Origin of the sequence: Novosphingobium sp. (genome assembly GCF_025351285.1) — a bacterium.
Taxonomy (GTDB): domain Bacteria; phylum Pseudomonadota; class Alphaproteobacteria; order Sphingomonadales; family Sphingomonadaceae; genus Novosphingobium.
The window spans coordinates 1-22,234 of record NZ_JANXWG010000099.1 but is presented as its reverse complement, the minus strand read 5'-3'; the positions used below and the strand labels follow the sequence as shown (position 1 = coordinate 22,234).

Annotated in this window: 32 protein-coding genes; 31 read left to right on the top strand and 1 reads right to left on the bottom strand. The window is 61.4% G+C overall.

The annotated features are described in order from the left end of the window. From rplB to Q0R16_RS12060, 31 genes are all read left to right on the top strand, one after another. Positions 1 to 837 carry a 50S ribosomal protein L2 gene (rplB, locus tag Q0R16_RS12210; protein WP_295636250.1) on the top strand — a complete coding sequence of 279 codons (837 nt, stop codon included), beginning with the start codon at positions 1 to 3 and terminating at the stop codon, positions 835 to 837. 5 nt (positions 838 to 842) lie between these two features. After that, on the top strand, positions 843 to 1,121 hold the full coding sequence (gene rpsS, locus Q0R16_RS12205; RefSeq protein WP_295636248.1) for a 30S ribosomal protein S19: 279 nt from the start codon (positions 843 to 845) through the stop codon (positions 1,119 to 1,121). Then, complete coding sequence (gene rplV / locus Q0R16_RS12200; RefSeq protein ID WP_295636246.1) at positions 1,121 to 1,510, top strand: 50S ribosomal protein L22; 390 nt, start codon at positions 1,121 to 1,123, stop codon at positions 1,508 to 1,510. The genes rpsS and rplV overlap by 1 nt, the downstream gene beginning before the upstream one ends. 3 nt (positions 1,511 to 1,513) lie before the next feature. Continuing rightward, positions 1,514 to 2,209 carry a 30S ribosomal protein S3 gene (gene rpsC, locus Q0R16_RS12195; RefSeq protein ID WP_295636244.1) on the top strand — a complete coding sequence of 232 codons (696 nt, stop codon included), beginning with the start codon at positions 1,514 to 1,516 and terminating at the stop codon, positions 2,207 to 2,209. A gap of 21 nt (positions 2,210 to 2,230) precedes the next feature. Further along, the gene (rplP, locus tag Q0R16_RS12190) at positions 2,231 to 2,665 is read left to right on the top strand and encodes a 50S ribosomal protein L16 (RefSeq protein ID WP_295636242.1); all 435 of its coding nucleotides are present in this window, start codon (positions 2,231 to 2,233) and stop codon (positions 2,663 to 2,665) included. Further along, a complete protein-coding gene (gene rpmC, locus Q0R16_RS12185; RefSeq protein WP_295636240.1) occupies positions 2,662 to 2,880 on the top strand; it encodes a 50S ribosomal protein L29 in 219 nt (72 codons plus the stop codon). Before rplP ends, rpmC begins: the two co-directional genes overlap by 4 nt. Positions 2,881 to 2,890: 10 nt before the next feature. Further along, entirely contained in the window at positions 2,891 to 3,160 is a 270-nt protein-coding gene (rpsQ, locus tag Q0R16_RS12180; RefSeq protein WP_295636238.1) for a 30S ribosomal protein S17, read from the top strand. Between the two features lie 61 nt (positions 3,161 to 3,221). Further along, complete coding sequence (gene rplN / locus Q0R16_RS12175) at positions 3,222 to 3,590, top strand: 50S ribosomal protein L14 (RefSeq protein WP_295636236.1); 369 nt, start codon at positions 3,222 to 3,224, stop codon at positions 3,588 to 3,590. Beyond that, entirely contained in the window at positions 3,590 to 3,910 is a 321-nt protein-coding gene (gene rplX, locus Q0R16_RS12170; RefSeq protein ID WP_295636233.1) for a 50S ribosomal protein L24, read from the top strand. The genes rplN and rplX overlap by 1 nt, the downstream gene beginning before the upstream one ends. Next, positions 3,903 to 4,484, top strand: a complete 582-nt coding sequence (rplE, locus tag Q0R16_RS12165; protein ID WP_295636231.1) for a 50S ribosomal protein L5 — start codon at positions 3,903 to 3,905, stop codon at positions 4,482 to 4,484. The genes rplX and rplE overlap by 8 nt, the downstream gene beginning before the upstream one ends. Before the next feature lie 54 nt (positions 4,485 to 4,538). After that, positions 4,539 to 4,844: a 30S ribosomal protein S14 gene (gene rpsN, locus Q0R16_RS12160; RefSeq protein WP_295636229.1), complete on the top strand. Its 306-nt coding sequence runs from the start codon at positions 4,539 to 4,541 to the stop codon at positions 4,842 to 4,844. Positions 4,845 to 4,854: 10 nt separating this feature from the next. Further along, the gene (rpsH, locus tag Q0R16_RS12155) at positions 4,855 to 5,250 is read left to right on the top strand and encodes a 30S ribosomal protein S8 (protein ID WP_295636227.1); all 396 of its coding nucleotides are present in this window, start codon (positions 4,855 to 4,857) and stop codon (positions 5,248 to 5,250) included. Further along, complete coding sequence (gene rplF, locus Q0R16_RS12150) at positions 5,250 to 5,783, top strand: 50S ribosomal protein L6 (protein WP_295636225.1); 534 nt, start codon at positions 5,250 to 5,252, stop codon at positions 5,781 to 5,783. The genes rpsH and rplF overlap by 1 nt, the downstream gene beginning before the upstream one ends. Position 5,784: 1 nt before the next feature. Continuing rightward, positions 5,785 to 6,129 (top strand): 50S ribosomal protein L18, encoded by a 345-nt coding sequence (rplR, locus tag Q0R16_RS12145; RefSeq protein ID WP_295636223.1) that lies wholly within the window; start codon positions 5,785 to 5,787, stop codon positions 6,127 to 6,129. Between the two features lie 3 nt (positions 6,130 to 6,132). Next, complete coding sequence (rpsE, locus tag Q0R16_RS12140; RefSeq protein ID WP_295636221.1) at positions 6,133 to 6,891, top strand: 30S ribosomal protein S5; 759 nt, start codon at positions 6,133 to 6,135, stop codon at positions 6,889 to 6,891. 5 nt (positions 6,892 to 6,896) lie between these two features. Beyond that, positions 6,897 to 7,073, top strand: coding sequence for a 50S ribosomal protein L30 (gene rpmD / locus Q0R16_RS12135; protein WP_295636218.1), 177 nt, complete (start codon positions 6,897 to 6,899; stop codon positions 7,071 to 7,073). 53 nt (positions 7,074 to 7,126) lie between these two features. Continuing rightward, positions 7,127 to 8,224 (top strand): acyltransferase, encoded by a 1,098-nt coding sequence (locus tag Q0R16_RS12130; RefSeq protein WP_295636216.1) that lies wholly within the window; start codon positions 7,127 to 7,129, stop codon positions 8,222 to 8,224. Between the two features lie 120 nt (positions 8,225 to 8,344). Continuing rightward, complete coding sequence (gene rplO, locus Q0R16_RS12125) at positions 8,345 to 8,872, top strand: 50S ribosomal protein L15 (protein WP_295636214.1); 528 nt, start codon at positions 8,345 to 8,347, stop codon at positions 8,870 to 8,872. A gap of 154 nt (positions 8,873 to 9,026) precedes the next feature. Next, positions 9,027 to 10,397 (top strand): preprotein translocase subunit SecY, encoded by a 1,371-nt coding sequence (secY, locus tag Q0R16_RS12120; RefSeq protein WP_295636212.1) that lies wholly within the window; start codon positions 9,027 to 9,029, stop codon positions 10,395 to 10,397. Positions 10,398 to 10,457: 60 nt separating this feature from the next. Continuing rightward, positions 10,458 to 11,105 carry an adenylate kinase gene (locus tag Q0R16_RS12115; RefSeq protein WP_295636210.1) on the top strand — a complete coding sequence of 216 codons (648 nt, stop codon included), beginning with the start codon at positions 10,458 to 10,460 and terminating at the stop codon, positions 11,103 to 11,105. Between the two features lie 138 nt (positions 11,106 to 11,243). Further along, positions 11,244 to 11,891 carry an SRPBCC family protein gene (locus Q0R16_RS12110; RefSeq protein WP_295636208.1) on the top strand — a complete coding sequence of 216 codons (648 nt, stop codon included), beginning with the start codon at positions 11,244 to 11,246 and terminating at the stop codon, positions 11,889 to 11,891. A gap of 183 nt (positions 11,892 to 12,074) precedes the next feature. Continuing rightward, positions 12,075 to 13,430: an NADP-specific glutamate dehydrogenase gene (gene gdhA / locus Q0R16_RS12105; protein WP_295636206.1), complete on the top strand. Its 1,356-nt coding sequence runs from the start codon at positions 12,075 to 12,077 to the stop codon at positions 13,428 to 13,430. 455 nt (positions 13,431 to 13,885) lie between these two features. Next, positions 13,886 to 14,254, top strand: a complete 369-nt coding sequence (gene rpsM, locus Q0R16_RS12100) for a 30S ribosomal protein S13 (protein WP_295636204.1) — start codon at positions 13,886 to 13,888, stop codon at positions 14,252 to 14,254. A 72-nt stretch (positions 14,255 to 14,326) separates the two neighbouring features. After that, entirely contained in the window at positions 14,327 to 14,716 is a 390-nt protein-coding gene (rpsK, locus tag Q0R16_RS12095) for a 30S ribosomal protein S11 (RefSeq protein ID WP_295636201.1), read from the top strand. Positions 14,717 to 14,829: 113 nt separating this feature from the next. Next, positions 14,830 to 15,894: a DNA-directed RNA polymerase subunit alpha gene (locus Q0R16_RS12090; RefSeq protein ID WP_295636199.1), complete on the top strand. Its 1,065-nt coding sequence runs from the start codon at positions 14,830 to 14,832 to the stop codon at positions 15,892 to 15,894. A gap of 121 nt (positions 15,895 to 16,015) precedes the next feature. Further along, a complete protein-coding gene (gene rplQ / locus Q0R16_RS12085; protein ID WP_295636197.1) occupies positions 16,016 to 16,435 on the top strand; it encodes a 50S ribosomal protein L17 in 420 nt (139 codons plus the stop codon). A 267-nt stretch (positions 16,436 to 16,702) separates the two neighbouring features. After that, a complete protein-coding gene (locus tag Q0R16_RS12080; protein ID WP_295636195.1) occupies positions 16,703 to 18,886 on the top strand; it encodes a prolyl oligopeptidase family serine peptidase in 2,184 nt (727 codons plus the stop codon). 16 nt (positions 18,887 to 18,902) lie between these two features. Next, complete coding sequence (locus Q0R16_RS12075; RefSeq protein ID WP_295636193.1) at positions 18,903 to 19,226, top strand: DUF1476 domain-containing protein; 324 nt, start codon at positions 18,903 to 18,905, stop codon at positions 19,224 to 19,226. A 2-nt stretch (positions 19,227 to 19,228) separates the two neighbouring features. Then, positions 19,229 to 19,468 (top strand): BolA/IbaG family iron-sulfur metabolism protein, encoded by a 240-nt coding sequence (locus Q0R16_RS12070; RefSeq protein ID WP_295636191.1) that lies wholly within the window; start codon positions 19,229 to 19,231, stop codon positions 19,466 to 19,468. Positions 19,469 to 19,518: 50 nt separating this feature from the next. Continuing rightward, positions 19,519 to 19,851: a Grx4 family monothiol glutaredoxin gene (gene grxD, locus Q0R16_RS12065; protein ID WP_295636189.1), complete on the top strand. Its 333-nt coding sequence runs from the start codon at positions 19,519 to 19,521 to the stop codon at positions 19,849 to 19,851. Positions 19,852 to 20,190: 339 nt separating this feature from the next. After that, positions 20,191 to 20,976, top strand: coding sequence for an NUDIX domain-containing protein (locus tag Q0R16_RS12060; protein WP_295636187.1), 786 nt, complete (start codon positions 20,191 to 20,193; stop codon positions 20,974 to 20,976). Between the two features lie 174 nt (positions 20,977 to 21,150). On the opposite strand, the gene Q0R16_RS12055 is transcribed toward Q0R16_RS12060, so the two are convergent. Beyond that, positions 21,151 to 22,234: hypothetical protein (locus Q0R16_RS12055; protein ID WP_295636185.1), on the bottom strand; the 1,084-nt coding region annotated here is incomplete at its 5' end.

Genomic DNA, 22,234 nt, shown 5'->3' with positions numbered 1-22,234 from the left:
ATGGCACTCAAGAATTATAACCCGACCAGCCCGGCGCGGCGTGGCCTCATTCTCGTCGACAAGTCGTCGCTGTGGAAGGGCAAGCCCGTCAAGGCGCTGACAGAAGGCAAGAGCAAGACCGGCGGCCGCAACAACAAGGGCCACGTGACGTCGCGCGGCATCGCCGGCGGCCACAAGCAGTCTTACCGGACGATCGATTTCAAGCGCCGCAAGTGGGACATGCCCGCAACGGTAGAGCGCCTGGAATATGACCCTAACCGTACTGCGTTCATTGCGCTGGTGAAGTACACCGACGGCACGCAGACTTATATCCTGGCACCCCAGCGTCTCGCCGTTGGCGATACTGTGGTCGCCGGTGAAAAGGTCGATGTGAAGCCGGGCAACGCGATGCCGCTGGGCCAGATGCCGGTTGGCACGATCATCCATAACGTCGAGATGAAGCCAGGCAAGGGCGGTCAGATCGCTCGTTCGGCAGGCACTTACGTGCAGTTGGTCGGTCGCGATCGCGGCATGGTCATCGTGCGCCTGAACTCGGGCGAGCAACGGTACCTGCGTGGCGATTGCATGGGTACGGTTGGAGCGGTCTCGAACCCCGATAACCAGAACCAGAACCTCGGCAAGGCTGGTCGCAGCCGCTGGATGGGCATTCGTCCGTTGACTCGCGGTGTTGCCAAGAACCCGGTCGATCACCCGCACGGCGGTGGTGAAGGCCGGACCTCGGGCGGCCGTCATCCGGTCACGCCATGGGGCAAGCCGACCAAGGGTGCGCGCACCCGCAACAACAAGCAGACCGACAAGATGATCATCCGGTCGCGTCACGCTAAGAAGAAGAGGTAACCGCCATGGCACGTTCCGTCTGGAAAGGCCCCTTCGTCGACCTGCACCTGCTCAAGAAGGCAGAGGGTGCACAGGATAGCGGCAGCCGCGTCGCCCCGATCAAGACCTGGTCGCGTCGTTCGACGATCCTGCCGCAGTTCGTCGGGCTTACGTTCAACGTCTACAACGGGAAGAAGTTCATTCCCGTCTCGGTCAACGAAGACATGGTCGGGCACAAGCTCGGTGAATTCTCGCCGACGCGTACGTTCCCCGGTCACGCCGCGGACAAGAAGGGCAAGCGCTGATGGGCAAGGAAAAATCTCCGCGCCGCGTGGGCGACAAGGAAGCACTCTCGGTGGGCACGCAGATCCGTGGCTCGGCGCAGAAGCTCAACCTGGTTGCCGGCCTGATCCGTGGTCGCCGCGTCGAGGACGCGATGAACATTTTGTCGTTCTCGAAGAAGGGCATGGCGGTTGACGCGCGCAAGGTACTCGCTTCGGCGATCGCCAACGCCGAAAACAACCACAACCTCGACGTCGACGCATTGGTCGTCGCCGAAGCGAGCGTGGGCAAGTCGATCACGATGAAGCGCTTCCACACGCGTGGTCGCGGCAAGTCGACGCGCATCCTGAAGCCATTCAGCCGGCTGCGCATCGTTGTGCGTGAAGTCGAAGAAGAAGCAGGGGAGGCCTGAGCCATGGGTCATAAAAGCAATCCGATCGGCCTGCGCCTGCAGATCAACCGCACTTGGGACAGCCGCTGGTACGCCGAAGGGCGCAACTATCAGCGGATGCTCAAGGAAGACCTTGCGATGCGCAAGTTCATCATGGACACGCTGCCGCAGGCTGCCGTGTCCAAGGTGGTGATCGAGCGTCCGGCCAAACTGTGCCGTGTATCCATCTATGCCGCACGCCCTGGCGTGATCATCGGCAAGAAGGGCGCCGATATCGAAAAGCTGCGTTCGAAGCTGGCCGCGATGACCAGCAGCGACGTCAAACTCAACATCGTCGAAATCCGCAAGCCCGAAATCGACGCCAAGCTCGTCGCGCAGGGCATTGCAGACCAGTTGATCCGCCGCGTGGCGTTTCGTCGGGCGATGAAGCGCGCGATGCAGTCGGCGATGCGTCTGGGTGCCGAAGGCATCAAGATCACTTGCGGCGGTCGTTTGGGCGGTGCGGAAATCGCGCGCGTCGAATCGTATCGTGAAGGTCGCGTGCCGGCTCACACGTTGCGCGCGCACATCGATTACGCCGAAGCCGAAGCGCTAACCGCCTATGGGATCATCGGCATCAAGTGCTGGATCTTCAAGGGCGAGATTCTCGGCCATGACCCGATGGCGCAGGACCGCTTGATGATGGAAGCCCAGACTTCCGGCGTCCGGCCTGCTCGTTGAGCATAGGATAGAGCAAGAACCATGCTGCAGCCAAAGAAAACCAAGTTCCGCAAGACCTTCAAGGGCCGGATCAAGGGTGACGCCAAGGGCGGCTCCGATCTGAACTTCGGGTCTTACGGCCTCAAGGCGCTCGAACCGGAACGCATTACTGCGCGCCAGATCGAAGCCGCTCGCCGTGCGATCACGCGCCACATCAAGCGCCAGGGGCGCTTGTGGATCCGCGTGTTCCCCGACGTGCCGGTCACCAAGAAGCCCGCCGAAGTCCGCCAGGGCAAGGGCAAGGGTGCGATCGAATACTGGGCAGCACGCGTCAAACCGGGCCGCATCCTGTTTGAACTCGATGGTGTTCCGGGTCCGCTCGCCGCAATCGCGTTCCAGCGCGCTGCGATGAAGCTGCCGATCAAGACCAAGGTCGTGGCCCGCTTGGGCGACACCTCGCACCTGGGAGCCGTATGATGGCCAAGACGACTGACAAGATCGATGGTCTGCGCGTTAAGAGCGACGACCAACTGTCGGGTGACTTGGGCGAACTGAAGCGCGAGGCATTCAATCTCCGCTTCCAGGCTGCGACCAACCAGCTCGAACGTCCTGCGCGCATCAAGGAAGTGCGTCGCGATATCGCCCGGATCAAGACGCTGCAGACGCAGCGTTCGCAGTCCAAGACGGCGTAAGGAGAACACGATGCCCAAGCGAATTCTCATCGGGACCGTGGTTTCCGACAAGGCCGACAAGACCGTGATCGTGCAGGTCGAACGCAAGGTGAAGCACCCGATGTACGGGAAGATCATCCGTCGTTCGAAGAAGTATCACGCGCACGACGAGGACAACAGCTTCAAGGCCGGTGAGACCGTGCGGATCGAAGAGACCCGCCCGATGTCGAAGCTGAAGACCTGGAAGGTGATCGAGCGGGTAACCGCTGGAAAGACCGCCGCCGTCGAGGCAGACGTTTAAGAATTACTCATTTGGAACTTCCGGGCTGGTCTCGGAAAGCCACTGAAAAGGAACCGGATCGATGATCCAGATGCAATCCCAGCTTGAAGTCGCTGACAACAGCGGCGCCAAGCGCGTCCAGTGCATCAAGGTGCTGGGCGGATCGAAGCGCCGGGTGGCCGGTGTGGGCGACGTGATCGTGGTATCGATCAAGGAAGCCCAGCCCCGCGCCCGCGTGAAAAAGGGCGATGTTCACCGCGCGGTAATCGTGCGCACCCGCAAGGAAGTGCGCCGCGCCGATGGTTCGGTGATCCGCTTCGACAGCAATGCCGCGGTGCTCGTCGGCAAGAACGAAGAGCCGATCGGCACGCGCATCTTTGGCCCGGTGGTTCGTGAATTGCGCGCTCGCGGGTTCATGAAGATCATCAGCCTTGCGCCGGAGGTGCTCTAATGGCTGCGGCAAAAATCAAGAAGGGTGACGCTGTCGTCGTCCGTTCGGGCAAGGACAAGGGGCGTACCGGTACGGTGCTCCAGGTCATGCCAAAGGATGGCAAGGTGTTGGTGCAGGGCGTGAATATCGCTGCCCGTCACCGTAAGCCCGACCAGGCGAACCCGCAGGGTGGAATCGATCGTCGCGAAGCGCCACTGGCGATCTGCAAGATCGGCTTGGCCGATCCGAAGTCGGGCAAGGCAACCCGCGTGCGTTTTGAAACCAAGGACGGCAAGAAGGTCCGTGTGGCCGTGAAGTCCGGGGAGACGATTGATGGCTGATGCGAAATATACGCCGCGTCTTCGTGCCAAGTACGATGCAGAAATTGCCAAGGCGATGACTGAGAAGTTCGGCTACAAGAACGTGATGGAAGTACCCAAGATCGAAAAAGTCACGCTCAACATGGGCGTTGGCGAAGGCACCCAGGACAAGAAGAAGGTCACCATCGCGGCGACCGAGATGGAGAAGATTGCCGGGCAGAAGCCGGTGATCACCAAGGCGAAGAAGTCGGTCGCGCAGTTCAAGCTGCGCGAAGGCATGGCCATCGGCTGCAAGGTGACCTTGCGCCGTGAACGCATGTACGAATTCCTCGACCGCCTGGTCACGATCGCCATGCCACGCATCCGAGACTTTCGCGGGCTGAACCCGAAGAGCTTCGACGGACGCGGGAATTACGCGATGGGTCTCAAGGAGCAAATCATCTTTCCGGAGATCAGCTACGACTCGATCGAGAAGGTCCGCGGTATGGACATCATCGTGACCACTTCCGCCAAGACCGACGACGAAGCGCGTGAGCTGCTCCGCCTGTTCGGTTTCCCGTTCCCGATCGAGGCAGAGGCCCAGCAGGCGGCGTAAGCTGCCGCGGGTGTCCCCTCCGGTTCACAATTTTCCAAGGAAGAGCTTAAGTCCATGGCGAAACTGAGTTCGATCAACAAGAACGAGCGGCGCAAGAAGCTCGTTGTAAAGTACGCAGCGAAGTATGTGGCGCTCAAGGCAACGGCCGACGACACGTCGCTCGATGACGGCGACCGTTTGATGGCACGGCTCAAGATGGCCGAGCTGCCGCGTAACGCAAACCCCACCCGTGTGCGCAACCGTTGCGCCACCACCGGCCGCCCCCGCGGCTTCTACCGCAAATTCGGCATCAACCGGATCGAGCTGCGCAATCTCGCCAATAAGGGGCTCATCCCCGGCGTGACCAAGTCGAGCTGGTAAGGATCACGACATGGCTTTGACCGATCCCCTGGGTGATATGCTCACCCGCATCCGCAACGGACAGCAGGCAAAGAAGGACACTGTCCTCTCGCCGGCATCCAAGCTGCGCGCGCACGTGCTGGAAGTGCTCCAGCGTGAAGGTTACATCCGCGGATTTTCCGAGGACGCAACCGGTGCCCACCCGCAACTGCGTATCGAACTCAAGTATTTCGAGGGCCAGCCTGCGATCAAGCATGTTGCACGCGTCTCGAAGCCCGGCCGCCGCGTCTACTCGGGAAGCAAGGAGCTTCCCGTGGTGCGCAATGGCCTGGGTATTTCCATCGTCTCGACGCCACGTGGTGTGCTTTCGGATGCCGAAGCGCGCGCCCAGAACGTCGGCGGCGAAGTGCTCGCGGAGGTGTTCTGATGAGCCGCATCGGTAAAAGGCCGGTCGCCGTTCCCAGTGGCGTGACAGCATCGATCGCAGATCGCGTGCTGTCGGTTAAGGGCCCCAAGGGTACGCTGACGTTGTCCATGCGCGACGAGATCAGCTATACGCTGGAAGGCGAGACCATTCTGGTCAAGCCCGCCAATGCTACAAAGCAGGCTCGTGCTTTCTGGGGCATGCAGCGCACGCTGGTCGAAAACCTCGTGACCGGTGTGACCCAGGGTTACACCAAGGTGCTGGAAATCACCGGCGTCGGCTATCGCGCGAACGCTCAGGGCAAAAACCTGAAGCTTCAGCTCGGTTTCAGCCACGACGTCGATTTCCCGGTCCCTGAAGGTATCGAGATCAAGACCCCGGACAACACCACGATCGAAATTTCGGGTATCGACAAGCAGAAGGTCGGCCAGGTGGCCGCAGAGATCCGTCGCTGGCGCAAGCCCGAGCCTTACAAGGGCAAGGGCATCAAGTACCGCGGCGAATACATCTTCCGCAAGGAAGGGAAGAAGAAGTAAGATGGCCAAGCTCTCTCTCTTCGATCGCCGCCGTCAGCGCGTGCGGACTGCGCTCAAAGCGCGTTCGGGTGGCCGCCCCCGGCTGTCGATCCATCGCTCGGGCCGGCACATCTATGCCCAGATCATCGACGATGCTGGGGGGCGTACGATCGCTGCCTCGTCGTCGCTGCTCAAAGGCGAGATCGGTGCCAATGTCGATGCCGCCGCCAAGGTGGGCAAGGACATTGCCGAAAAAGCCAAGGCTGCCGGCATCACCACCGTCGTGTTCGATCGCGGCGGCTTCATCTTCCATGGTCGCGTCAAGGCGCTGGCCGAAGCCGCCCGCGAAGGCGGTTTGGAGTTTTAACGAATGGCTGACGAAATCAACAGCGAAGCCGGTACTGCTCCGGTCGAAGCGGCTCCTGCTGCTGCGCCTGAGCAGCAGCCCCGCGACAATCGTGGTCCGCGTGGCGGCCGTGGCGGCGGCGGCGGCGGCGGGGGTCGTGGCGGCCCCGGCGGCGGCAATGATCGCAATCGTGGCGGCAACCGTCGGGACGATCGTCGTGGCGGCCGTGGTGGCGACGACGATGGCGGCGAGGAGCTGATCGAAAAGCTCGTCCACATAAACCGCGTGTCCAAGACGGTGAAGGGCGGCAAGCGCTTCGGTTTCGCTGCTTTGGTCGTAGTGGGTGATGGCAAGGGTCGCGTTGGCTTCGGCCACGGCAAGGCTCGCGAAGTGCCCGAAGCGATCACCAAGGCGACCGCATCAGCCAAGAAGAAAATGGTCCGCATCCCGCTCAAGGACGGTCGTACGCTGCACCATGACGGTAAGGGCCGTTTTGGCGCCGGCAAGGTCAACCTTCGCACCGCGCCTGCCGGTACCGGCATCATCGCCGGTGGCCCGATGCGCGCCGTGTTCGAAAGTCTGGGCGTGGCCGACGTGGTGACCAAGTCGGTCGGCTCGTCGAATCCCTACAACATGATCCGCGCCACTTTCGACGCGCTGACCGAACAGACTTCGCCGAAGTCAGTCGCACAGCGTCGTGGCAAGAAGGTTGCAGATCTGCTCGGTCGCGGTGGTGCCAGCACGGCTGAGGCCGAAGTCGCCGCTGCGGCGATTACGGAGTAAGCAGAATGGCTACCATCAAGATCAAGCAGATTGGTTCGCCGATCCGCCGCCCTGCCTCTCAGAAGAAGATTCTGATCAGCTTGGGGCTCGGCAAGATGAACCGCATTGTCGAGATCCAGGATACCCCGGAAACCCGGGGCGCGATCGCCAAGCTGCCACATATGGTAGCGGTGATCGACTGAAACGGTGAAAAGCCCCGGCAGTGCCGGGGTTTTTTGCTATGGTGGGCGGGATCATGTCATCCACATCGGACCCGGTTATCGGACTCGGTTATCGGCCCGATCTGCTCAATGCCAATATGTCGCGTTGGCTGGATCACTTCCGGTGGTTGTCCGCGCTGATGGTTGCCGCATCGCATCTGCGCAACATGGTGATGCCCGATGCGGGACAACTCGGCCCGCTTGCGGCTGTCTTCTATTTTGTCACGCTGTTTGCCGAACAAGCGGTGGTGGTGTTCTTCGTGCTCAGCGGGCTGCTGGTCGGCGGCGTGATCGTGCGCGGGGCTCGAGAGGGCAGCTTTGGGCCGGGCAAATACGCGGTCGACCGCGCGAGCCGGCTTTATGTTGCGCTGATCCCGGCTTTGGTGCTTTCAGTGGCGTTGCAATGGACTTTCGGGGCCGTTTCGTGCTCCGAACCGGACACCGCATTCAGGGTCGCGGGAAATCTGCTGTTCGTCCAGAACTTCGGCGGCACGCCACCATGCAACAATGCCTCGTTGTGGAGCCTTTCGAGCGAAGGCTACTTTTACCTCGTCGGTCCATTGCTGATCCTGGCAGCCGCCACCCGCAAACCGGTGGCGATTGTGCTTGCTCTGGCTGCACTCGCACCAGCCATGTTTGTCCTGAGTTTGAGCCGAATCACGCCTTTGTTCGGTCTGGGCTTATGGCTATGCGGCCTTGTACCCTGGTTCGTCCGGGTTCGGTTGCAAGCCTGGATTGCCGCGCTGCCGCTGATGGGTGTGCTGTTGGCAAGTCGGTTGCATTTGTTCCCAGGCGCCATGTTTGAAGAGGCAGTCATCGCGGTTGCCTTTGTTTTGCTGCTTGCATCGGACCTTGGGAAGGTACGCGCACCCGCTGGGAGGTTGGCAGTCGGGTTGGCGTCATTCTCGTACTCGTTATACCTCGTGCAGATGCCGATAGCGCAAGTCTTCGGGAGGTTCTGGGGTTACCAGGCGCTGCCGAGTGATCGGTTGAGTAGCTACGCACGCTACGCTGTCGGGCTTTCGGTCATCGTTGCCACCGGGTGGTTGTTCGGCCGGTTGTTCGAAGCGCATACCGCCACTGTCCGCAAGCGTGCAATGCGGTTGCTTGGGCTCGATTCGGCGAGATCTTGAGCCTCCTGCGCATCAAGGGATGACAAGTGATGCGCATTCGCCTATGCGCCCACACTTCACCCGGCCGCGATTCCGCTTGGCCGTCTATCAGCGCGACAAAAGCGAAAGCGAGTGCGACACATGAAACTCAATGAAATCCGCGATAACGATGGCGCTCGCAAGGGCCGGATGCGCGTTGGACGCGGCATCGGTTCGGGCAAGGGCAAGACCGCCGGTCGTGGTCAGAAGGGTGCCAAGGCGCGCTCGGGCGTCGCGATCAACGGCTTTGAAGGCGGCCAGATGCCGATCCACATGCGGTTGCCGAAGCGTGGGTTCAACAACCCCTTCGGCAAGGACTTCGCCGAAGCGAACCTTGGCCTGATCCAGAAGGCGATTGAAAACGGCAAGCTCGATGCAGGCCAGCCGATCGATCACGCAGCGTTGCAGGCCGCTGGCCTTGCGCGTGGGGGCAAGGACGGTGTCCGTCTGCTCGGCAAGGGCGAATTCTCCACCAAGGCCACATTCAAGGTCGATGGCGTGAGCAAGGGCGCACGCGAAGCCGTTGAAAACGCCGGCGGATCGGTAGAGTTGCCCGAAGCGAAGCCTTCCGAGCACGAAAAGAAGACCGCGCGTCGCGAAACCAACAAGGCCGCCAAGGCAGCGAAGTAAGGTGCTGGATCGCCCCCGGCGCTAAAGCTGGGAGCGGTCCGCTCCACATTTCGTGGTGGATTCTGCGTTCCTGGGGGGTTCGACTTTGCCGAACGGTGCCTATATGGGCCGCGAACGGTATCGTTCCGCCCCTTAATCGAGGCCTACACGACTCATGGCATCACGCGCCGACAATATCGCGAGCACTCTAAGTCTCGCAAATTTCTCCAAGGCGACCGAGCTCAAGAACCGTATCTGGTTCACTGTGGGCGCGTTGATCGTGTTCCGGTTTCTAAGCTTCGTGCCTTTGCCCGGGGTGAACCCGCTAATCCTCGAAACGCTTTACGCCAAGAGCGCGCAGGGCGGCATTCTCGATATTTTCAACGCCTTTTCGGGTGGTTCGCTTTCGCGCATGAGCCTCATTGCGCTCGGCGTCATGCCTTACATCACTGCTTCGATCGTGGTGCAACTTGCCGCGTCGCTTCATCCCGCGCTGGCGGCGTTGAAGAAGGAAGGTGAAAGCGGGCGCAAGAAGCTCAATCAGTACACGCGCTATGGCGCCGTTGGGCTCACTGCTGTGCAAGGTTGGTTCCTTGCCACCGGGCTTGAGGCGCTGGGTGCATCGGCCGGCATGCAAGCCGTGGTCTATCCGGGCATGCTGTTTCGTGTCGGTGTGGTCGTCAGCCTGATCGGCGGAACCATGTTCTTGCTGTGGCTGGGTGAGCAGATCACCAGCCGGGGTATCGGCAACGGTGTTTCGCTGATCATCATGGCCGGCATCGTCGCGCAGATGCCGACGTTCATCGTCAACTTGTTCGAAGGCGCGCGCAGCGGCTCGACATCGTCGTTCACGATCATCTTCATGGTCCTGATGGTGGTGTTCCTCGTGCTGTTTATCTGCTTCATGGAGCGCGCGACGCGGCGGCTTTTGATCCAGTATCCGAAGCGTGCGACGCAAAAGGGCATGATGGCCGCCGATCGCAGCCACTTGCCGCTCAAGATCAACACCGCCGGCGTTATCCCGCCGATCTTCGCAAGCTCGCTGTTGCTGCTGCCGCTGACCATCACCCAGTTTGCGGGCAATTCAGTGAAGCAGGACACAACGATGGGTCAGGTCATCGTCACGCTCAACCAGTACCTGGCGCACGGCAAGCCGTTGTACATGACGCTTTATGCGCTGGGCATCGTGTTCTTCTGCTTTTTCTACACCGCGGTTGTGTTCAATCCCGAGGAAACGGCCGAGAACCTGAAGAAGAACGGGGGCTTCATCCCCGGCATTCGCCCTGGAAAGAACACCGCGACCTATCTCGATTATGTGTTGACCCGAATCACCGTGATCGGCGCGGCCTATATCACGGTCGTCTGTGTCATCCCGGAATACGTGATTGCACAAACCGGCATGCGGCTGTTCTTCGCGGGCGGCACCAGCCTGTTGATCGTGGTGAACGTCACCGTCGATACGATCACCCAGATCCAGTCACATTTGCTGGCACACCAGTACGGCGATCTGATCAAGAAGGCCAAGCTCAAGGGGCGCCTGCGGTAGCCCTCGCGGCTTGCAAAACGGAGAGCTGGCGGTCAGACCGGCAGACGAGAGGGGATTTTCATGGATATCATCCTGCTTGGACCGCCTGGAGCGGGCAAGGGCACGCAAGCGCAACGCCTGGTCGATCGCCGGGGCATGGTGCAGCTTTCGACCGGCGATATGCTGCGCGAAACCCGTAAGGCCGATAGCGAACTTGGCCGGCAGGTTGCTGCCGTGATGGATTCGGGTGCTCTCGTCTCGGACGAAATCGTCTCGGCCATGATCGATGCCAAGCTTGAGACGCTGCCTGTCGGAACGGGCGTGATCTTTGACGGCTATCCCCGCACGGCAGCGCAAGCCCATTCGCTCGACACGATCCTCGCCGGGCGCAACCGCACGCTGGCGCATGTGATCGAACTCGACGTCAACGAAGATGCGCTGGTCGAACGGATCGTCGGCCGATATACCTGCGCGGCTTGCGGCAAGGGCTATCACGACACGTTCGAACAACCGCTGGTTGCCGGCACGTGCGACAAGTGCGGCGGGCATGAATTCAAGCGCCGGCCTGACGATAACGAACAGACGGTCCGTACCCGCATGGCCGAATATCGCGCCAAGACGGCTCCGATACTGCCGATCTACGGCGCACGCGGCATTGTGGCTCAGGTCGACGGCATGGCCGATATCGACGCAGTGACCGGTGCGATCGAAACGGTGCTGTTCAACTGAGGCCAAGCAGTGAACGGCCTGACTTGACAGTCCGGTGTCCCGCGGGCGACTGAACGCCAGAGGGTCGGGGGACAAACAATGACAAGACGATATCTACACGGGTTGCTGGCTTGCCTGTGTCTGGCGCTGGCGCCCGGTATGGCACACGCAGAACTGGTGTCCGAAAGCGACGCCGGCTTTGTCAGCCGGGTGACGGTCGATGTCCGGGCCAGCCCATCTGACGCGTGGCCGGTGATGACCACGCCGTCGGGCTGGTGGATGGATCGGCACACGTTCTCGGGCACCGCTGCCAACCTCACGTTGATGCCCAGCGCAGGTGGCTGCTTCTGCGAGAAGCTGCCTGCTGCCGATGACAAGAGCGGGCAGGCCAAACTGCTGCGACCGGGCAGCGTCGAGCATATGCGCGTGGTCTACGCCCAGCCGGGCGAGGCCTTGCGCTTGGTCGGCGGACTGGGTCCGCTGCAATCCGAGGCTGTTTCAGCGGCGTTGACGATGACGCTCAAGCCGATCGCCGGCGGGACCAGGATCACCTGGGTCTACGTTGTCGGCGGCTACACGCGCTACAAGCCGGCCGAAATCGCGAAGATGGTCGATGCCGTGATGGCGGCGCAGATCGCGCGGCTTGGCGAAAAGCTGGGCGTGGTCGGCAAGCCCGCAGTTTCCGCCGTGCCCGCTGCCAAGTCGCCGGCGGACCACAAGGCCCCCAATGCGGCGTTCGACGCGGCGATGGCCGACAAGGCCCGCGCCAAACCAGCGGCCAAGACGCCTGTCAAACCGAGGCCTTGACCGTAACCTGCGTTCCTCTTTCGCCAAACTGCGCTCTTCCGCTGGGCGCACAACACGTTAGAGTGCTGCAACAATAGCGCGACTCGGCGGCTGGACGGCTGCGGTGATACGTGCAGGAATATCGGGCGCATCGCACTTTCCATGGGGCCGTACGCGCCCTGCCAAACCGGGGGAGAAACCGCTGTGGCCGTTTCCGATCACGTTGACTTCAATACCTTCATGGAGGGCGTGAAAAAGCGCAATCCAAACCAGCCCGAATTCGTCCAGGCCGTCCAGGAAGTGTCGGAAGACATTTTCGACTTCATGGAGGACAAGGAACAGTACCACTCGCAGCAGATCCTGCGCCGGATCGCCGAGCCTGATCGTATCGTGTCGTTCCGGGTGTGCTGGGAAGACGATAAGGGCAACATCCGCGTTCAACGCGGCTGGCGGGTTCAGAACAACAACTCGATCGGGCCTTACAAGGGCGGCATCCGCTTCCACCCGAGCGTGACCGAATCGGTGCTGAAGTTCCTGGCCTTCGAACAGACCTTCAAGAACGCGCTGACCGGGCTGCCCATGGGCGGCGGCAAGGGCGGTTCGAATTTCAACCCCAAGGGCAAGAGTGTGCGCGAGATCATGCGCTTCTGCCAGTCATTCATGACCGAGCTTTATCGCCACATCGGCGCGGACATCGACGTTCCGGCGGGTGACATCGGCGTGGGCGGCCGCGAAATCGGCTTCATGTTCGGCCAGTACAAGCGCATCACCAACGAGTTCACCGGCGTGCTGACGGGCAAGGGCCTCGAATGGGGCGGTTCGCTGATCCGTACCGAGGCGACGGGTTACGGTGCGGTCTATTTCCTCGCCAACATGCTGGCGCACAAGGGCCAGGATCTCGTCGGCAAGACCGCAGTGATCTCGGGATCGGGCAACGTTGCCACGCATGCCGCGGAAAAGATCGTCCAGCTTGGTGGCAAGGTGCTGACGCTTTCGGATTCGAGCGGCTTCATCCACGATCCCGACGGCATCACCCAGGAAAAGATCAACTGGGTGAAGGATCTCAAAAATGTCCGCCGCGGCCGGATCGACGAATACGTTACCCAGTACCCGGGTGCCAGCTTCACCGCCGGCAAGACCCCATGGGGCGTCAAGTGCGACGTCGCGCTGCCCTGCGCCACGCAGAACGAACTGCTCGGTGAAGACGCGCGCACGCTGGTTGCCAACGGCTGCATGGCTGTTTCGGAAGGCGCCAACATGCCGACAGACCTCGAAGGCGTGCACATCTTCAAGGCGGCCAAGATCCTCTACGCGCCGGGCAAGGCTTCGAATGCCGGTGGCGTCGCGGTTTCGGGCCTTGAAATGAGCCAGAACTCCGGGCGTCGCGCGTGGAAGGAAGATGAACTTCAGCAGATGCTCAAGGACATCATGGATGGGATCCACAACAGTTGTCTCGAATATGGCGCACAGGGCGGTGACTATATCGATTACGTCAAGGGCGCGAATATCGCCGGCTTCAAGAAGGTGGCCGATGCGATGCTGGCGTTCGGCGTCGTCTGACCACGCAATAGCGCGAAGCCACGCAGGCTAATCGTGCGTTGGGTCCCGCGTCGGCTTTGTGTCGGCGCGAGGTTCGCTGTTGGGCATTCCGGGACTGCGAAGCAGGCGAAGTGTTGCCGATCATCCAGGCAAACGCGCAGCGGCCTTTGACCTGCATCGCATTTTGGCGTAGCTTTCCACATCGAAAGCAAAACCAGCTCAGCGTGAACCTATTGGTTTGCGCCGAATTTGCTTTGATGTGTGATGGTGGCGCTTTGCGGTTGACGCATTGCGCGAATCCTCATAAGCGCTCCTTTCACTCGACACAGCGAGATTGTCTCCAAGGCGCGCCTTCACGACTTGTGAGGCTTTCGCCAGACGAGCATTTTGCCGGTTTGATCGTGACAGCGCTATGAGATGGGGGCCATGCCCAAGGCGAAAGCCATGGTCGCGTCCCCGTGGAGCAGGAGAAGCAAGTGGCTCGTATTGCCGGGGTGAATATCCCCACTAACAAGCGCGTGATTATCGCGTTGACTTACATCCATGGGATCGGACCAAAGTCCGCTCTCGAGATTGCCGACAAGCTGGGGATCGACCACAGCCGTCGCGTGCAGGACCTGTCGGATCAGGAGGTCCTCCAGATCCGCGAAACCATCGACGCCGATTTCACCGTGGAAGGCGATCTTCGCCGCACAACCGCGATGAACATCAAGCGCCTGATGGATCTCGCCTGCTACCGTGGCTTGCGTCATCGCAAGGGCCTGCCTGTTCGCGGGCAGCGCACCCATACCAATGCGCGCACACGCAAAGGCAAGTCCAAGCCGATCGCCGGCAAGAAGAAGTAAGGCTGTCCCGGCCCGGTTTTCCCGGGCTAGACGACCGGCCTTTCCTTCCCATTTCTCGACAGGATTAAGACAATGGCACGCGAACCCCAGCGTATCAAAAAACGGGAGCGCAAGAACATCACCAGTGGTGTTGCGCACGTTAACGCCAGCTTCAACAATACCATGATCACCATCACCGATGCGCAGGGCAATGCGATAAGCTGGTCCTCGGCCGGCATGATGGGCTTCAAGGGAAGCCGCAAGTCGACGCCATATGCAGCGCAGGTTGCTGCCGATGACGCGGGCAAGAAGGCCGCCGAACACGGCGTCCGGACGCTCGAAGTCGAAGTGAAGGGCCCGGGTTCGGGCCGTGAATCGGCGCTGCGTGCGCTCCAGGCGGTTGGCTTCACGATTACCGCGATCCGCGACGTGACCTCGATCCCGCACAACGGTGTTCGTCCTTCGAAGCGCCGCCGCGTCTGACCCTCTCGGCGGGTGCCGGGATTTGCCAGCGCGCAAGTCCTGCCCCGCCTCCGCCACGACCGGCCTCGCTTGCGAGGCCGGCGGCCGGCTCCCGTCAAACCCAGGGGAATTCCATGACTGTCAATATCAAGAACTGGCAGGAACTGAAGAAGCCCAACAACCTCGAAATCAAACCCGGGGTTGATGCAAAGCGCAAGGTAACATTCGTTGCCGAGCCGCTTGAACGTGGCTTCGGCCTGACGCTTGGCAACGCGCTGCGTCGCGTGCTGCTTTCGTCGCTGCAGGGCGCCGCCGTAACCTCGATCAAGATCGAGAACGTGCTGCATGAGTTCTCGAGCCTTGCCGGCGTGCGCGAGGATGTCACCGACATCGTGCTGAACGTCAAGCAGATCGCGCTCAAGATGCAGGGCGAAGGCCCCAAGCGTCTCCAGCTTTCGGTCACCGGCCCGGCCGAAGTCAAGGCCGGTGATATCGCCGTGACCGGCGACATCGAGATCATGAACAAGGATCTCGTGATCTGCCATCTCGATGAAGGCGCCACGCTCAATATGGAGCTGACCGCCGACATCGGTAAGGGCTACGTGCCCGCCGTCGGCAACCGTCCGGCCGACGCGCCGATCGGCCTGATCCCGATCGATTCGCTGTATTCGCCGGTGCGCCAGGTCAGCTACAAGGTCGACAATGCGCGCATCGGGCAGGAACTGGACTTCGACAAGCTCAACCTGACGGTCGAAACCGACGGTACGGTTACGCCCGAAGATGCAGTGGCTTACGCCGCACGCATCCTGCAGGACCAGCTCGCGCTGTTCGTCCACTTCGATGACGCGATGCCGACGAGCGGTCATGTGCCGGCGATGGCTGGCCTTGCGGTGCACACGCCCGAGGAAAGCGACGCCAACCAGCTCAACCGCTACCTGCTCAAGAAGGTCGACGAGTTGGAACTGTCGGTGCGTTCGGCCAATTGTCTCAAGAACGACAACATCATCTACATCGGTGATCTGGTGCAGAAGACCGAAGCGGAAATGCTCCGTACCCCGAACTTCGGCCGCAAGTCCTTGAACGAAATCAAGGAAGTGCTTTCGTCGATGGGGCTGCGGCTGGGAATGGATATTCCCGGTTGGCCGCCCGAGAACATCGAGGAAATGGCCAAGAAGCTCGAACAAGAGCTGTTGGGTTAAGCGATTGCATCCGGGCCGGCGAAAGCCGGCCCGGAACGGTTTGGGGATCAGGCTGCCCCATCAATTCAGCCAGGACCGGGCTACCTGATACGGGCCCCGTACGAACAGAAAGACCAGAACCATGCGTCATAAAGTTGGCCAGCGGAAGCTGCAACGCACTTCGTCTCACCGCCGCGCGCTGTTGCGCAACATGGCGTCGTCGCTGATCAAGCACGAACAGATCCAGACCACGTTGCCCAAGGCACGCGAACTGCGTCCTTACGTCGAAAAGCTGATCACGCTCGCCAAGCACGGCGGTTTGGCCAATCGCCGCCTGGCGCACGCACGCCTGCTCGACGATACCCAGCTCACCAAGCTGTTCGATATTCTGGCCAAGCGTTATGCCGATCGCAGCGGCGGTTATACCCGCGTGATCAAGGCCGGTTTCCGCGGATCGGACGCTGCGCCGATGGGCGTGATCGAACTGGTCGACCGCGATGTAGCGGCCAAGGGCCTGGATTCGGGTCCGGTGCTGACCGAGGACGATTACGAAGACGCGTAAGCGCCACTTCGGGGCCTTCAATGCCACAACGTATGGGCGGTCGCGGCTGAAAAGCTTGCGGCCGCCTTTGTATTTGGCGCCTTTGTATTTGGCGTCTTTGTATTTGGCTGGGGGCACGCCGCTGTCTATGCAAGGCGCAATCGAGGACGAGCCGCTCCATCGGTACCGGGAAGTGTGATGCAGCGTTTGCGCTGGTTTTGGGCGACGGCCGCACTGGCGACAAGCTTGGGCATTGGCGGCGCCAGTTTGCCGGTCCGGGCTGAACCATTGGCGCCCGGCGCACCGCTCTGTCCGATCGCTGCGCAAGCCCAGCCCCCCTCGCATCGCGATCCGCAAGTCGATACACAATTCGGAACCCAGGTTGCCGACCCCTACCGCTGGCTCGAAGGCGACCCGCGCAGTCTGGGACCGGTCCGGAGCTGGATCGCCCAGCAGGCCGCGGCAACCGATGGCTATCTCCAGCGCTTGCCGATGCGCGATGCCTTTGCGCGGTCACTGGCAGCGCTTTATGCGACCGAACGCTTCGGATTGCCTCGCAAGGCCGGCCCAAGATATTTCTACACTTACAATTCGGGCAAGCAGCAACTGGCGACGCTGATGGTGCGCGATACGTTCGGCGGCCAGCCCCGTACCCTGGTTGACCCCAACGCCTGGGCCAAAACCGGGGATCGCACGCAAACGCTCGAGGATTGGGCGCCATCGCGGCGCGGGCACCTGCTCGCGTTCGGCCAGGCCGAAAACGGCAGCGACTGGCGCGCGATCCGTATTGTCGACGCCGCGACGGGGCAGCAGCTTCCCGAGGTGATCGAGGGCGTCAACGACACCACGATCACCTGGATCGGTGACGAAGGGTTCCTGTACTCCCGCTATCCGCTGGCAGTGACCGAGCGCGCGCGCAATGCTCCGCTGGCCGACAATGCGGTGTGGTATCACCAGGTACAAACACCGCAATCAGCCGATATTCGCGTGTTTGCCACGCCCGACCATCGTGAATCGGTGCATCGTGCGGTGGTAACGGCCGATTCCCGCTGGGCGGTGATCGGCACGCGTTCGGGCACCGATACGCGCCAACAGATCCGGTTGATCGATTTGCGGCACCGCGGCAATGCGTGGCCCGTCCGCGAACTGATCGGTGATTTTCGCGATGACTGGCGCCTGATCGATGGCGTTGCCGATATGCTCTATTTCGTGACGAGCCAGGGCGCCGCGCGCAATCGCGTGATGGGCGTGGACTTGTCCCGGCAAATGCCAGCGTGGCGTGAAGTGGTGCCCGAGCGCGAGGCTATGCTTGATCGCGGGCACTTCATCGGGAATCGGTTGGTACTGGCTTACGAGGGTGATGGCGTGTCGTTTGCCGTCGTCACCGATCTTCAGGGCCGCCCGAAGCGGAACATTTCGCTGAACGCCATCGGCGCCGCCAGCGGGTTCGCGGGCCAGCCGGGTGATCCTGAAACCTTTTTCCAGGTGTCGAGTTTCGCGCGCCCGCCGGCGATTTACCGGCTCGATCTGGCCAGCGGGGTCGCGACCCCGTTCGCGCTGCCCAAGCCGCCATTCGATCCGGACAATTTCGTTGTCGAAGAGCGCAAGTTTGCGTCTCGGGACGGTACTATCGTGCCGATGTTCCTCGTGCGCAATCGCGACACCGCGCTGTCGAAGCAGCCGGTCCCGACATTGCTTTACGGCTATGGCGGGTTCGATGTCTCGCAAACCCCCGGCTATTCGGTGCCGCGCATGGCCTGGTTGCTCGCTGGTGGGGCGTTCGCTTTGGCCGAAGTGCGCGGCGGCGGCGAATTCGGCGCGGCGTGGCATGAAGCCGGACGGCTCGCCAACAAGCCCAACGCTTTCGACGATTTCATCGCGGCTGGCGAATATCTGGTGCGCCAAGGCATCGCGCCCTCGGGGGGACTGGCTGCACAAGGCGCGTCCAACGGCGGGTTGCTGGTGGCTGCGGCGATCAACCGCCGGCCCGACTTGTTCGCTGCAGCGAACCCGCAAGCCGGCGTCTATGATATGCTGCGTTTTGACCGGTTCACCTCGGGCCGGTTCTGGACCGACGAATACGGCCATCCCGATCGTGAGGCCGATTGGCGGGTCTTGCTGGCCTATTCGCCTTACCACATGCTCAAGCCGGGGGCTTATCCGGCCATGCTGGTTTCGACCGGCGACGGTGACGACCGGGTGGTTCCCGCGCACAGCTACAAATATGTCGCCGCGCTGCAAGCCAATGCTTCGGACGATCGGCCGCACTTGCTGCGGGTCGAAGCGGGAGCCGGGCATGCCGGGGCGCGGCAGATCGACCGCGCGATTGCCAGCAACGCCGATGTCCTGGCGTTCCTGTCGTGCTGGACCGGACTCGATGGAGCGCAAAGCAAAGCCGCCACTCCCTCGCAGTTGGTTGCGCAACCCTTGCCCGCACCGCAGCGCGCGCGTATCGGCGTGAAGACGCGATGATCGGGGACGTTTTGTGATGACCACTTTTGATGACCGGGAACGCGGCGAGGAGTTGCGGTTCGCGAAGGGCGAGGAGATGCTGTTCCGCATTCACGCCCGTCGCAATCGCCTGCTAGGGGTTTGGGCGGCCGAACGGATGAAGCTCGATCCGGCCGAAACCGAAGGCTATGCCAAGTCAGTCGTGCAGGCCGATTTCGAAGAAGCCGGCGACGAGGATATGGTTCGCAAGATCCTGGGTGATCTCGTGTCGGCGGGCGTTGACACGAGTGAGGCAGAGGTCCGCAGCGCGATGGGCGCAAAGACCATCGAGGCGAAGCGCCAGTTGATGGGCGAGGCCTGATCATGCCCATGGCCGGCGAAGACATCGCAGCAATGATCCGAACAGCAATTCCCGACGCGACCGTAACGATGACCGATCTTGCCGGTGATGGCGACCACTGGGCCGCGCATGTCGAAGCAGCGTCATTCCAGGGGCAAAGTCGCGTCGCACAGCACAAGGCGGTCTATGCCGCGCTCGGCGGGCGGATGGGCGGCGTGCTCCATGCCTTGCAACTGACCACTGCCGTTCCCAAATCCTCCTGACCCAGTCCATTCAGATTCCGTCACCGAACAGGCGACCAAAGGATTCGACCATGACCGATGCCACGCACAGCCGCATTTCCGAAATCGTCAAAGGCCACGATGTGGTGCTGTTCATGAAGGGCACCCCGCTGTTCCCGCAGTGCGGCTTTTCGAGCAAGGCGATCGCGATCCTCGATCACCTGGGTGTAGATTACGCGAGCGTCGACGTGCTGCAGGACATGGAAGTGCGCCAGGGCATCAAGGCCTTTTCCGATTGGCCGACGATCCCGCAGCTTTACGTGAAGGGCGAATTCGTCGGTGGTTCCGACATCATGATGGAAATGTACGAGGCCGGCGAATTGCACGACCTCATGCAACAGGCCGAAGTGCGCGCCGCCAACTGAGCACGCCGCGCCGGTCGCCTTGGATCAGACAGCCACTATTTGCCGTCTGCCCGGCCCATCATGTTTTTTATTGCTGGGATTTGACCTGAAAGTCCGGGGTGAGGCGGAGCCGTGGAGACCGGGGGGATGGTTCGGCTCCGCCTCTAAGGGACGACATCAAGTGTCGGACTATACTATGCATCGCCCGTGCCAAACCGCATAACCGGCTGATTTGCGTGTGTTGTCCTGCTGTCTCGCGCACATCGGACAGGTGGCCTGTCAAAAATCCCGACAGGACTCTCGGTATTTTTTCAGCACTTGGACTTGGCAACACCGAACCGACGGCGCATCGACTTGGACATGACCACAAGCGACAAGAACGACCCACCACCCCCAGCAATTCCGGCAGCCACCGTCGTGATCTATCGTCACGGCCAATCGGGTGGGCCGGCCGAAATCCTGATGGTCGAACGCAGCCACACGATGCGATTTGCCGGAGGCGCGGCGGTGTTTCCCGGTGGACGGATCGATCCGGCCGATCGCGAATTGGCCGCAAAGATCGGCGGTGACCTCGATCCCGACGACGCGGCCGGCCGCGTGGCCGCGATTCGCGAAACGCTTGAGGAAACCGGGCTGGCGATCGGCATCATCGGCGCGATCAGCGCCATCGAAGCGGCAGAGGCACGGGTGATGCTGGCCGACCACGCTGCGCTGGCGCCCGTGCTCGAAAAATTCGGCTGGACACTGGCGCTCGACCAATTGGTGCCGTTTGCGCGGTGGTGGCCGCGGCATCACCTGGCGCGGGTTTTCGACACACGCTTCTATCTGGCCGATCTCGGCACCGGCGCGGTCGAACTGGAGGTCGACGCTACCGAGAACCATCACCTGTTCTGGGCCAGCGCCCAAGGCGCGCTAGACCTTGCGGACGAAGGCAATATCCAGGTGATATTCCCGACCCGGCGCAACCTGGAGCGATTGGCGCAGTTCGACGATTTCGAAAGCTGCCGTGCCCACGCCGAGGCCACGCCCTTGCGCACCGTAACGCCGTGGATCGAGGAGCGCGACGGCCAGCAGTGGCTGACGATCCCCGACGACCTGGGTTACCCCAAAACTTGCGAACCGATGGACTCGATTTCTCGGGGATAAGAGCGCGCAGATAAGGCGCGAACGGACAAGGCTGGCGAAAATTGGCGCGCCCGGCAGGAGAGTACGCCAACAATTTTGAACCCTCTGAAACTATTGAGTTTTATAGCCGAGAGTTTCGGGGCTGCACAGTGAATTGTCACGGTGTGACGATAAGGCTGGATAGCCTGTCAGTTGTTAACCGCTCGGAACTTGGGGCCCGTACTCCACCTCATCCAGTCGCGATGCCGCCCGCCGGATACATGAGAGAAGGTCGCGGTCGCCCTCGCTTGCCTCCCAGAGCTTCAGGCAATGGCTCAAAAGCAAGTGGAACTGATCGAAGCAACCTGCATCAGCAGTCGTCATACCTGTAAGCGCTGAGCAGATGGCCTTCGCCTGCCTCAGGTCGCTGACTTCGAAGTTGGCCTTCGTCACGATCCGGTTGAATGTGGTCAAGCGGTTACCGCCGAGCTTTGCGTAAAGGCTTCGCTTTCCGTTCAGGAGCTTGATCAATTCGGCCCGGCATTTGGGTTTCGCGTTCTTGTTCGCCCGTAACGTACTCGCCGCCTCCTTGCGGGTCTTTCCGGCTAGGTGCAGGTAGTAGAAGATCGGCGAAACCCAACCGGCCTCGTGGCTCACCTGCCGAAAGTACGCGAAGGGCTGCTCGACCGAGTTGCGGCCTATGAAGTTCCGCAGGATCGCCTCGATGGTGATTTCCTCACGCACCGTTCGGATAGGAAGAACGCTCCCTGCAGGGGCGACTTGTGCGTCGCCAATGACCTTCAATGTCGGTGTCCCGATTACCTCGTCGAACTCGCCTTCCTTGATGAACTTGATCTGCTCCAGAGAAGCTGGGTCGATCAGGATCGGGCGTTTGCCACCTTCCAATTGGCCGTCCGCCAGGTTCGCAACCAACGCGTTGCTCGGTCCCAATTCGACCAAGCGTTGGATCATCGGCAAAATGGCTTCCCGGCTCCGCAGATCTCGTTCGTCGAGAATGGCGCGTAAGTCCGCATAGCTGATCGCCTTTGTCTCGGCGACATAACGAAAGTAGATCGCTCCTTCAGCAACGGCTTCGCCATGGTTCTTGCTGGCAATCACGGGTTTTGAAGCGTGTCGCTCAACATGGATGACCCCAATGTGGACTTGTAACGGTTTTGCGCCGGTCACTTGAGAGTTTAACACTCGATCAAGGAGACCGATGAGATGAAGAAGCATACAGAAGATTTCAAGCGTGAGGCGGTGCGGATTGCGCTGAGCAGCGGGCTGTCGCGGCGGCGGG

What these genes read in the sequence shown, in the direction of transcription:
- rpsN (WP_295636229.1), top strand. Translation starts at nt 4,539, where the DNA reads ATGGCGAAACTGAGTTCGATCAACAAGAACGAGCGGCGCAAGAAGCTC.
- rplE (WP_295636231.1), top strand. Translation starts at nt 3,903, where the DNA reads ATGGCTGATGCGAAATATACGCCGCGTCTTCGTGCCAAGTACGATGCA.
- rpsE (WP_295636221.1), top strand. Translation starts at nt 6,133, where the DNA reads ATGGCTGACGAAATCAACAGCGAAGCCGGTACTGCTCCGGTCGAAGCG.
- rplB (WP_295636250.1), top strand. Translation starts at nt 1, where the DNA reads ATGGCACTCAAGAATTATAACCCGACCAGCCCGGCGCGGCGTGGCCTC.
- grxD (WP_295636189.1), top strand. Translation starts at nt 19,519, where the DNA reads ATGACCGATGCCACGCACAGCCGCATTTCCGAAATCGTCAAAGGCCAC.
- rpsQ (WP_295636238.1), top strand. Translation starts at nt 2,891, where the DNA reads ATGCCCAAGCGAATTCTCATCGGGACCGTGGTTTCCGACAAGGCCGAC.
- rplX (WP_295636233.1), top strand. Translation starts at nt 3,590, where the DNA reads ATGGCTGCGGCAAAAATCAAGAAGGGTGACGCTGTCGTCGTCCGTTCG.
- rpsK (WP_295636201.1), top strand. Translation starts at nt 14,327, where the DNA reads ATGGCACGCGAACCCCAGCGTATCAAAAAACGGGAGCGCAAGAACATC.
- rpmD (WP_295636218.1), top strand. Translation starts at nt 6,897, where the DNA reads ATGGCTACCATCAAGATCAAGCAGATTGGTTCGCCGATCCGCCGCCCT.
- rplR (WP_295636223.1), top strand. Translation starts at nt 5,785, where the DNA reads ATGGCCAAGCTCTCTCTCTTCGATCGCCGCCGTCAGCGCGTGCGGACT.
- Q0R16_RS12115 (WP_295636210.1), top strand. Translation starts at nt 10,458, where the DNA reads ATGGATATCATCCTGCTTGGACCGCCTGGAGCGGGCAAGGGCACGCAA.
- rplP (WP_295636242.1), top strand. Translation starts at nt 2,231, where the DNA reads ATGCTGCAGCCAAAGAAAACCAAGTTCCGCAAGACCTTCAAGGGCCGG.
- Q0R16_RS12075 (WP_295636193.1), top strand. Translation starts at nt 18,903, where the DNA reads ATGACCACTTTTGATGACCGGGAACGCGGCGAGGAGTTGCGGTTCGCG.
- rplF (WP_295636225.1), top strand. Translation starts at nt 5,250, where the DNA reads ATGAGCCGCATCGGTAAAAGGCCGGTCGCCGTTCCCAGTGGCGTGACA.
- Q0R16_RS12070 (WP_295636191.1), top strand. Translation starts at nt 19,229, where the DNA reads ATGCCCATGGCCGGCGAAGACATCGCAGCAATGATCCGAACAGCAATT.
- rpsS (WP_295636248.1), top strand. Translation starts at nt 843, where the DNA reads ATGGCACGTTCCGTCTGGAAAGGCCCCTTCGTCGACCTGCACCTGCTC.
- rplN (WP_295636236.1), top strand. Translation starts at nt 3,222, where the DNA reads ATGATCCAGATGCAATCCCAGCTTGAAGTCGCTGACAACAGCGGCGCC.
- Q0R16_RS12110 (WP_295636208.1), top strand. Translation starts at nt 11,244, where the DNA reads ATGGCACACGCAGAACTGGTGTCCGAAAGCGACGCCGGCTTTGTCAGC.
- Q0R16_RS12060 (WP_295636187.1), top strand. Translation starts at nt 20,191, where the DNA reads ATGACCACAAGCGACAAGAACGACCCACCACCCCCAGCAATTCCGGCA.
- rpsH (WP_295636227.1), top strand. Translation starts at nt 4,855, where the DNA reads ATGGCTTTGACCGATCCCCTGGGTGATATGCTCACCCGCATCCGCAAC.
- Q0R16_RS12130 (WP_295636216.1), top strand. Translation starts at nt 7,127, where the DNA reads ATGTCATCCACATCGGACCCGGTTATCGGACTCGGTTATCGGCCCGAT.
- rpsC (WP_295636244.1), top strand. Translation starts at nt 1,514, where the DNA reads ATGGGTCATAAAAGCAATCCGATCGGCCTGCGCCTGCAGATCAACCGC.
- rplO (WP_295636214.1), top strand. Translation starts at nt 8,345, where the DNA reads ATGAAACTCAATGAAATCCGCGATAACGATGGCGCTCGCAAGGGCCGG.
- Q0R16_RS12090 (WP_295636199.1), top strand. Translation starts at nt 14,830, where the DNA reads ATGACTGTCAATATCAAGAACTGGCAGGAACTGAAGAAGCCCAACAAC.
- secY (WP_295636212.1), top strand. Translation starts at nt 9,027, where the DNA reads ATGGCATCACGCGCCGACAATATCGCGAGCACTCTAAGTCTCGCAAAT.
- rplV (WP_295636246.1), top strand. Translation starts at nt 1,121, where the DNA reads ATGGGCAAGGAAAAATCTCCGCGCCGCGTGGGCGACAAGGAAGCACTC.
- rplQ (WP_295636197.1), top strand. Translation starts at nt 16,016, where the DNA reads ATGCGTCATAAAGTTGGCCAGCGGAAGCTGCAACGCACTTCGTCTCAC.
- rpmC (WP_295636240.1), top strand. Translation starts at nt 2,662, where the DNA reads ATGATGGCCAAGACGACTGACAAGATCGATGGTCTGCGCGTTAAGAGC.